This window comes from Caballeronia sp. M23-90, from assembly GCF_053574605.1.
In genome coordinates, this window is record NZ_JBSIPA010000276.1 from 1 (window position 1) to 8,878 (window position 8,878).

8 protein-coding genes are annotated in these 8,878 nt (G+C 61.6%); 1 reads left to right on the forward strand and 7 read right to left on the reverse strand.

Features of this window, described 5'->3' with window-relative positions; translation table 11 throughout:
- On the reverse strand, nt 1–996 hold a 996-nt coding region (locus ACRXB1_RS23225), incomplete at its 3' end, for an alpha-hydroxy acid oxidase (protein ID WP_449493348.1).
- Between the two features lie 71 nt (nt 997–1,067).
- On the opposite strand from ACRXB1_RS23225, the gene ACRXB1_RS23230 reads away from it, so the two are divergent.
- Nucleotides 1,068–1,895: an IclR family transcriptional regulator gene (locus tag ACRXB1_RS23230; protein ID WP_062001214.1), complete on the forward strand. Its 828-nt coding sequence runs from the start codon at nt 1,068–1,070 to the stop codon at nt 1,893–1,895.
- Between the two features lie 9 nt (nt 1,896–1,904).
- Here the strand turns inward: ACRXB1_RS23230 and dapA are convergent, their stop codons facing one another.
- From dapA to ACRXB1_RS23260, 6 genes are all read right to left on the reverse strand, one after another.
- On the reverse strand, nt 1,905–2,810 hold the full coding sequence (gene dapA, locus ACRXB1_RS23235; protein ID WP_449493349.1) for a 4-hydroxy-tetrahydrodipicolinate synthase: 906 nt from the start codon (nt 2,808–2,810) through the stop codon (nt 1,905–1,907).
- Between the two features lie 26 nt (nt 2,811–2,836).
- Nucleotides 2,837–4,546, reverse strand: a complete 1,710-nt coding sequence (locus ACRXB1_RS23240; RefSeq protein WP_449493353.1) for an ABC transporter permease subunit — start codon at nt 4,544–4,546, stop codon at nt 2,837–2,839.
- Between the two features lie 96 nt (nt 4,547–4,642).
- Nucleotides 4,643–5,740 (reverse strand): ABC transporter ATP-binding protein, encoded by a 1,098-nt coding sequence (locus ACRXB1_RS23245; protein WP_062001211.1) that lies wholly within the window; start codon nt 5,738–5,740, stop codon nt 4,643–4,645.
- A 45-nt stretch (nt 5,741–5,785) separates the two neighbouring features.
- Nucleotides 5,786–6,892, reverse strand: a complete 1,107-nt coding sequence (locus tag ACRXB1_RS23250; RefSeq protein ID WP_449493350.1) for an ABC transporter substrate-binding protein — start codon at nt 6,890–6,892, stop codon at nt 5,786–5,788.
- An 88-nt stretch (nt 6,893–6,980) separates the two neighbouring features.
- A complete protein-coding gene (mobB, locus tag ACRXB1_RS23255) occupies nt 6,981–8,588 on the reverse strand; it encodes a molybdopterin-guanine dinucleotide biosynthesis protein B (RefSeq protein ID WP_449493351.1) in 1,608 nt (535 codons plus the stop codon).
- A partial coding sequence (locus ACRXB1_RS23260; protein WP_449493352.1) for a peptidylprolyl isomerase occupies nt 8,585–8,878 on the reverse strand: 294 nt, incomplete at its 5' end. The genes mobB and ACRXB1_RS23260, both read right to left, overlap by 4 nt.

An 8,878-nucleotide genomic window follows, 5' to 3' on the forward strand; every position in this document is an offset into this window, starting at 1 on the left:
TGGCGCGCGTCCAAGCAGCACGCCGCTTGCGCCCAACGCGACCGCTTTCAACGCATCGCTGCCGCGCCGCACGCCGCCATCCACCAGCACGGTCATGTCGCTGCCGACCGCGTCCACGATTCCCGGTAAGACCTCAATGGGCGCAAACGTGCTGCCCAATTGCCGGCCGCCATGATTCGATACAACGATGCCATCTGCCCCATGCTTCAAGGCGAGCGTTGCATCGTCGGCGCTCATCACGCCCTTGACGATCACCTTGCCAGTCCAGTGCGCGCGGACCCAATCGAGGTCGGTCCATCCGAGGTTCAGATCCATCTGCCGGCTCAGCATGGCCGAATGACGCGATAAATCTGCGCGCTCACCCACGCTCTTCGCGATGTTCTTGAGTTGCAGCGAACCGGAGCGCGCCATTTGCATCGACCAGTGCGGATGCATCATGCAATCGGCAATGAGCTTCGGCGTCAGCCTCAACGGCAGTTTGAATCCGTTGCGCGTGTCGTGGTCGCGCTTGCCGTGCACGGGGACATCGACGGTGAGAAGAAGCGTCGAGTAACCTGCAGCGCTCGCGCGCCGCATGATGTCTTCGGCAATGCCTCGATCCTGTTGCACATAGAGCTGCATCCACAAGTCGCCTTGCGGCGCGGCGGCGCGCACGTCTTCGAGCAGCGACGTGGAAGCCGTCGATAGCGCGAACGGCAAACCCGCGCGGCTCGCCGCCTGAGCGAGAAGTTCATCGGCGCGCGGCCAGAACAGGCCGTTCAAACCCGTCGGCCCGACGATCATCGGCGCGGCGGCTTCACGCCCGAAAAACTGTGTTGCCGCCGAACAAATGGACACGTCCTTCAACACGCGCGGCTTGAAAAGCCACTGCTTGTAGGCGTCCGTATTGCGCTTCAACGCATCGCCGTCTTCTGCACCGCCATCGAGATAATCGAACGCCAGGCGCGACAAACGCCGGCGTGCAGCAAGCCGGTAATCCGCTACCGATGAAACCATTCAAGCTCCCTGATTCGATTGCACTACAATCGTGATAATCACAATCCGATACTTTCAGAAGCCCAACAAGCATGGTCAAAAGCGCTGCCGGCAAGCCAGAAGAGTTAGCCGAGAAAGAGACTCAGCGCTCGTCGCTGTTTGTCGGATCGACCGAAAAAGCCTTCCAGGTCCTGCACGCGTTCGACGGTCCGAGCCGCCACATGACGCTCGTCGATATTGCACGCGCCTCCGGTCTCGATCGCAGCGCCACGCAGCGCCTCGTGCACACACTCGAAGTGCTCGGCTATCTGTATCGTGTGCCGGAAACGCGTAACTACGGCCTGACCACCAAGGTGCTGCAGTTCTCGTACAACTACGTGCGTGCGAACGAACTCATCGACAAAGCCTCGCCGTATCTTCTGGACATCAGCCGCCGGCTTGGCGAAACCACCAACCTCCAGGAACTCGACGGCCACGAGATCGTGTTTGTGGCGCGCTTTCCGGGGCAGCATCTGGTGAACATCGACATCGTGGTCGGCGCGCGTTTGCCGGCCATGTTCACGGCGTCGGGCATTGCAATCCTGTCGCGCCTTTCCGACGAACGCGTGCGCGAGATCCTCTCGCAAACCCGGCTCGATCCGATCACGCATTACACCGAAACCAACCCCGAGAAGCTGCTGGAACGCGTGCGTAAAGTCGCGCGGCGCGGTTATGCGGTGATCGAAAACGAAACCGTGCTCGGCGATATTTCCGTGGCCGCGCCGGTGACCGATCACGGCGGCATGGCGGTCGCCGCCATCAACATCTCGGTGCCGACGTCGCGCTGGTCTATCGAACGCGTTGAAGCCGAGCTCGCGCAGCACGTGCAGGTCGCCGCGACTTCCATTTCGAAGGCGCGGCTTTCCGGCTACAAGCGCTGAGCGTTCACTTCAAAGCTTGCGTTCGAACAGATCGAGCTGCTTTTCGAGTTCGGCGCGCAGATTCGCCGACAACGCCGGGTCCGCCTGAATCAGCGGCGCGAGCATGTCGGGCGCGTGGACATCGATAAGATCCATCACCGACTTCATCGGACCGGGGTTGGTCTCGGCGAACGCCAGGTTCATCAGCGGGATCAGCGAGCGATGCAGCGCGAGCGCATCCTGGGTCTTCCCTTCGCAAGCGAGGTCATAGATCCTTTTCCATGCGGTCGGCAACAGCGTCGCTGTCACCACGATGCCACCGCGCGCCCCGGCCGCCACATGCAGCGGAAACAGCGTGTCTTCGCCGCTCAGAACAGCGAACGATTCATCCACGCCCGCGACCGTGCGCAGGAAGTGCCACATGTCCGTGTTGCACGCCTTCATGCCGATGATCCGCTCGTGCTTCGACAACTCGTGCAGCACTTCGGGCGCAATCGAGATCCGCGTGCGATACGGGATCTCATAGATGAGGATGGGCAGCGGCGATTCGTCGGCGTATCGCAGGAAGTAATCGCGGATGCCGCCTTGTGTCGGGTTCGTGTAGTACGGCGTCAGCACGAGCAGAGCGTCGGCGCCGGCCGCGGCGAAGTCCTTGCCGGCTTGCATGGCATCGTGATAACCGGGATCGAGCACGCCCGCGATCACCGGGATCTTGCCCGCTGCTTCCTTCGCCGTGATCTCGGCCATGCGAATGCGTTCCGCACGCGAAAGCGCGCCGTATTCGCCGGTGCCGCCGAGCGGTACCACGCCATCCACGCCTTGCTTCAGCAGATAGCGCATCAGGGCGCGGGCGGCATCGGCGTTGATCGTGTCGTCAGGATTGACGGGTGTTGGAATGGCCGGAAAAACGCCACGCAGTTGTTGAGCTGAAAGCATGAGTAAGTCCTGTAAAACGATGGTTTTCAAGAAGCAAGGCTGCGTCGGCGCAAGCGGTCAGCGACCCAGATCAGCACCGCAATGAACGCAAACAAACAAGTCGATACCGACGCAATGACCGGCGAAATCTGCATGGTGATTTCGTCCCAGAACTGCTTGGGCAAGGTCGTGCTCAAGCCGCCCGACGAGAACAGCGCGATGGTGAGTTCATCGAAGGACGTCGCGAACGCGAACAGGAACGACGACATCAAGCCCGCGCCGAGGATCGGGAAGGTGACGCGGCGCAACGTGGCCCACGGACGCGCCCCCATGCTTTGTGCAGCGAGGTCGAGGCGGGTGTCGTAGTTGCGCAGCACGGCCATCATGGTGATCACCACATAAGGCACGGCGACGACCGTATGCGCCAGCACGAGCCCATACGCCGAACCGATCAGCCCGATCTTCGCGAAGAAATAGAACACGCCGACTGCGATGATCATGCGCGGCACGACGATGGGCGCGAGCACGAACGCAAGCATTGCGGCCTTGCCTTTCATGCCGCCGCGCACGAGCAGGAAGGCGGCGGGCGTGCCGACCAGCATCGAGAGAATGCCGGTGCCGATACCCACGAGCATTGAACGCGTGATGGCCTGCATCCATAGCGGCGAATCCGCGATCTGCCGATACCACTGCAACGAGAATCCATGCGGGGGCCATGCGAGACCGGAAGCAGAATCGAAGGAAAGCGGGATCATCAGGAACGCGGGCGCGCTCAGGAACACCAGCAGCAGGATCACGACTACACGCAGACTGAGGCTTGCGCCAACAGTTGCGCGTCTGCGGCGTTTCGGAAGCAGGCCGATGACAAAGTCGGTCGCGTTGCCGAGTGTCGTCAGGATGAAATCGCCGAGCTTGCGGCCGAATCCGCCGCCGTGTTTCGGGCCGCGCGCGGAGGAGCCGCCCGCCATTGTCGAGAGTCCGACCAGGCGGTCGTAGATGAGGAACACGATCAGCACTACCGCCAGCAGCAACACGGAGATCGCGCCCGCGAATCCCCAGTTCAACGCCTGCATCACCTGGTCGATGATCAATTGCGTGATCATTGTCTGATGGCGTCCACCGAGCAGCGTAGGCGTAATGAAAAAGCCGATGGCGGTCACGAAAACCATCAACGCGCCCGCTGCAACGCCCGGCAGCGACAACGGGAAATACACCTTCCAGAACACGGTTCCCGGACGAGCGCCGAGTGTGGCTGCGGCGCTCGGCAAACGCCGGTCGATGTTCTCCATGACCGACAACATGGTCAGCACCGCGAGCGGCATCAGCGCGTGAACCATGCCGACGATCACAGCGGAAAAGTTGTAAAGCAGGTTCAACGGCCGGTCGATGATCCCCAGTCCCATCAGCACCTGATTGATCACGCCATTGCGCCCGAGCAGCACGACCCACGCAAACGTGCGCACTAGAAAGCTGGTCCAGAAGGAAAGCAGGACCCAGAAGAGAAGGCGGTTCTTGCGCTCCCGCGTCAGCGATGAAATCAGATACGCGATCGGATATCCGGTGAGCACGGAAAAGAACGTCGTCCAAAGGGAGACCTTCAGCGTGATCAGCAACACATCCACATAGACCGACGATGCAAACAGCCGCTTGTATTCCACGAGCGTGAAACCGGTGCCGTTATGCACGCTCAACAGCAGCAGTTGCCCGACGGGGTACACCAGCATCACGAGCAGCAGGATCACGATCGGCGCACTCATCGCACCGGGGCGCAGCCATGCGCGCCATCGTGCGGGACGCTGCGGCAGTGCGTCGGGACGCGGCTGTTCGGCAATCAGGGCGGAGCGATTCATTTTTTACCCCGCTATCGCGACAGCGTCCGCAGTCAGCCACGAAAGCCCGAGCGTCTGCCCGATTTCGTACTGGCTGCCGAGCCGGTTGGTCGGAAATGCGGCGACGAGCGGCGGTGCATCGGTGACATGCGACTGCAGATAAAGCTTGGTCATGCTGCCGGTCACCATGATGTCGGTGAGTTTCGCCGACAAGGTGCCGCCGTTGATGAACCCTGCCGGCGGTCCATCGTGGATCTGCAGGTTTTGCGGACGGAGCATCAGCTTCACGGACTTGCCGTCGCGGATCACGGCGTCGTACGCCATCGCGTTCACATTCGCGCCCCCTTGCACGCTGATCCGGACTTCATCGCCCGTGCGGCCGGTCACGACTGCATCGAGCAGATTCGATTCACCCAGGAAGTCCGCCACGAACACGCTCTTCGGCCGGAAATACAGATCCGCCGGCGAACCAAGTTGCGCGATCGATCCCGCGTTCATCAGGCAGATGCGATCGGACATGGTCATCGCTTCTTCCTGGTCGTGCGTGACGTACACAATCGTCGTTCCCAGATCGCGATGAATCCGCTTGATCTCAAGTTGCATCTGGTCGCGCAATTTCTTGTCGAGTGCGCCGAGCGGTTCGTCCATCAGGATGATCGATGGCCTGTACACCATGCAGCGTGCAAGCGCGATCCGCTGCTGCTGGCCGCCCGACAATTCGCGCGGATACCTCCCTGCGACATGCGGCAGGTGCACCATCTCCAGCGCCTGCATGACCTTCTCGCGCGTGGCCTTTGCATCGGTCTTGCGCATCTGCAACGGGAACGCGACGTTTTCCGCGACCGTCATGTGCGGGAACAGCGCATAGTTCTGAAACACCATGCCGATGTCCCGTTCATACGGCGCGCCATATGTCACATCGACGCCGTTGATGCGCACCTGGCCATCGTCCGGTTGCGACAAACCGGCGATAAGACTCAGCAACGTGGTCTTGCCCGAACCGCTCGGTCCGAGCAGGGTCAGGAATTCGCCCTGGGCGACGTCGAGATCAATGGGAGCGAGCGCCACGAAGTCACCGTAGCGCTTGCAGAGTCCCGTGATTTGAAGGTTCGAGGCAGACATGGTGATGGCATCCCTTGCTATGAAACGCGGTGACTGAAACGAGGCTCAGGTCAAGATCCAGCTATTGAACTTTTCGAGCGCGACGCTTTGCTTTTCCTGCCAGAATTTCGCATCGATATGCAGGCCGTTCTTCATGTTTTCCGGGAAGGTCGGGCAATTCTTCGCGATCTCCGGCTTGATGAAGTTGAACGCTTCGGGCTGCGTGACACCGGCAGGGAAGTACTCGACGAGCGCGGCCTGACGCTTCGGATCGGACGCGAACTTGATGAACTCGCGGCAGGCCGCGGCGTTCGGCGTGCCCTTGAGGATCGACCAATTGTCGCAGCCCCAGATGTTCTGGTTCCACACGATCGCCACCGGCGCGCCATTTGCAATGGCCGATTGCGCCCGCGATACCCACGTGCTGATCATGTCGACTTCACCCGAACCGAGCATCTGTTCGACTTGCGAGCCCGTCGTCCACCACACGTCCACATGCTTGGAAATCTTGTCGAGACTCGCGATGCCTTTGTCGAAGTCGACCGGATACACCTGCGATGCCGGCACGCCGCCGCCCATCAGCGCTTCTTCGAAGGTATCGAACGGATATTTACGCAGGCCGCGACGGCCCGGAAAGTCCTTCACGTTCCACATGTCGGCCCAGGACGCCGGGGCCTTGCGTCCCTTGAACGCATCCGTACGATACGCAAGCACGGTCGTATAGACGTTCGTGCCGACCCCATACGGCGACATGTATTGCGAGGGAATCTTGGCGATCATCGGGTCCGCTTCCAGACCGTGCTTCTCCAGATATTCCTTGCCGCCGCCCGTAAGCAACAGGATTGCCGGCTGGCTGATCTTCGCCATGTCCCACGTGTAGCTGCCGGTCTCGACCATGCTCTTGATCTGCGCGGTCGGTTCGGCGTTGGCCTGCACGCCGACGACTTCAATGCCGGTATTTTCCGTAAATGGCTTGTAGAAAACGGCGCCATACGCTTTGGTGTAGATGCCGCCGTCGTCACGAATCACGATCCGTTTGCTCGCCGCGCGCGACGGCGTCCAGACGAACGGGAACGCGACCGCAGCCGCACCGGCGGCGGCAGTCTTGATGACCGTGCGGCGGCCGGGATTTTGAATCGCTTGAATCTCATCGCGTGCGGGCTGCTTTTTCATGTCGGCTCCAAGTGTGGATAAAAACAGAAACGCCAGGGGTGCGGATGTCCGGGCTTCTTTGTTGGCGGCCCGGATCAGGTTGGGTCGCTCAGGGAATCAAGCGTCCCGGATTGAAAAGATTCTGCGGATCGAGCGCGGTCTTCACGGCGCGCATCAGACCCAGTTCCGCCGATGACTTGTAGTGCGCCATCTCGGGCAATCCGGTTTGCCCGACGCCATGCTCGGCGCTGAAGGTGCCGTGCAGTTCGTGCGCGACATCGTTCACGCAGCGGCGCATGGCGTTGGCCATCGACGTGGGATCGGGCAGTTCGCGCCAGGCATCGAAGGTGAAGAAGGGAATGAAATGCGCGTTGCCGTCGCCGAGATGGGCGACCACGAGAACGTCGAGCGCCGGGACGATTTCATGCACTGCGGCCGTCGCCCGTTCTATAAACACCGGTACCGCCGAAACCGGCACCGCACAATCCGTCGTGAGGCCCACGCCGCCCTTCTTGTTCGCCTCGGACACGCTGTGGCGAATCTCCCAGAGCGTCGCGCGCTGTGTTTCGTTGCTGGCGAGGATCGCGTCGTGAATCAGGCCCTGTTCGGCGGCATGTTCGAGCGTTTGCTGGAGCAGGGCGGCCATTTCGTCGCCGCCGCCGGTATCCGCGAGTTCGACGAGCACATGCCACTCGTGCAGTTCGCTGAGAGGATTGCGCCGCCCCGGCACATGTTCGATAACCAGTTCCAACTGGCGCCGGTTGATCATCTCGAACGCGCTCAGGCGCGATCCGCATGCGGCCTGGAACATGCCGAGGATCTGCAGCGCGGCGGCGGGATCGACCGGCGCAAACCATGCGAGCGCATGTTGCGTGGGCAGCGGATGCAGCTTGAGCGTGGCCGCCGTGATGATCCCGAGCGTGCCTTCCGTCCCGATAAACAAGTGTTTCAGATCCAGGCCCGTGTTGTCCTTGCGCAAGGCGCGCAGGCCGTTCCAGATGGTGCCGTCGGCGAGGACGACTTCCAGGCCCAGCACGTTGTCGCGCGTGTTGCCGTAGCGCACGACACCCGTGCCGCCGGCGTTCGTCGACAAATTCCCACCAATCTGGCACGAGCCTTCTGCTCCAAGGCTTACCGCGTAGAGCCGGTTTTCCGCCGCCGCCGCGTCCTGCACGGTTTTGAGCACGCAACCGGCTTCCACTTCCATCGAACCGTTGGCGGCGTCGATATGACGGATGCGCCGCATCCGCGCGAGATTGACGATGACAGGCGCCACGCCTTCGTTTCGGGGAATGGCGCCGGCGCAGAGGATCGCTGTATCGGAGAGATACAGCGGATCGCGACCCTCGCCCGGCCGCACGACTTCCAGACGCGGCAATGGCTCCCGCGTGAAGCCTTCCACGAGCGTGAGGTCAGCGGGACTCAGCCGCGCAATCAGATCAGTAAGCGGTGGCTCGGGACCATCGTGCAACTCACGCACGATCGCGTAACGGTACGGCGAAGCGATCAGCACTTCTCCCGCGCCGGCGGCGCGAAACCGTGCGCTGTCCTTGCCCGGCGGTTCCAGATCGATCGAATGATGGCTGTGTTTCACCACGTTCACAATCAGGCCGCGCGCCTGGAACCAGGGCAGGAGCGCTTCAATCAGCGTGGTCTTGCCTTGTCCCGAACGCCCGCAGATTCCGAAGATGTGCAGCTTTGCCGCCGCTTGCGTCATATCGCTTTCCCGTCTTTCCAACCCTTGATATCCGCGCGCGCTACTGCTTCGGTGACATAGCGCTGTTCGGCAAGGTCGCGCAGTGCGAGCGACATGGCTTCGCGGATACGCAACTCGACCTGTTCGAACGGCAATATTCTGCCCGGCGATTTTTCGTGAACGCGGACAATATGAAAACCGAATTCCGTTTCCACGAGCGCAGGGCAGAGCGTGCCGGCGGGCGCGGCGAATACCGCGCGCTCGAATTCTGCCACGGTATCGCCGCGGCCGATTTCTCCGAGCGCGCCGCA

Bases quoted from the DNA above. Each gene is read 5' to 3' on its own strand.
- ACRXB1_RS23230 (WP_062001214.1), top strand. From the start codon at position 1,068: ATGGTCAAAAGCGCTGCCGGCAAGCCAGAAGAGTTAGCCGAGAAAGAG.
- dapA (WP_449493349.1), bottom strand. From the start codon at position 2,810: ATGCTTTCAGCTCAACAACTGCGTGGCGTTTTTCCGGCCATTCCAACA.
- ACRXB1_RS23240 (WP_449493353.1), bottom strand. From the start codon at position 4,546: ATGAGTGCGCCGATCGTGATCCTGCTGCTCGTGATGCTGGTGTACCCC.
- ACRXB1_RS23245 (WP_062001211.1), bottom strand. From the start codon at position 5,740: ATGTCTGCCTCGAACCTTCAAATCACGGGACTCTGCAAGCGCTACGGT.
- ACRXB1_RS23250 (WP_449493350.1), bottom strand. From the start codon at position 6,892: ATGAAAAAGCAGCCCGCACGCGATGAGATTCAAGCGATTCAAAATCCC.
- mobB (WP_449493351.1), bottom strand. From the start codon at position 8,588: ATGACGCAAGCGGCGGCAAAGCTGCACATCTTCGGAATCTGCGGGCGT.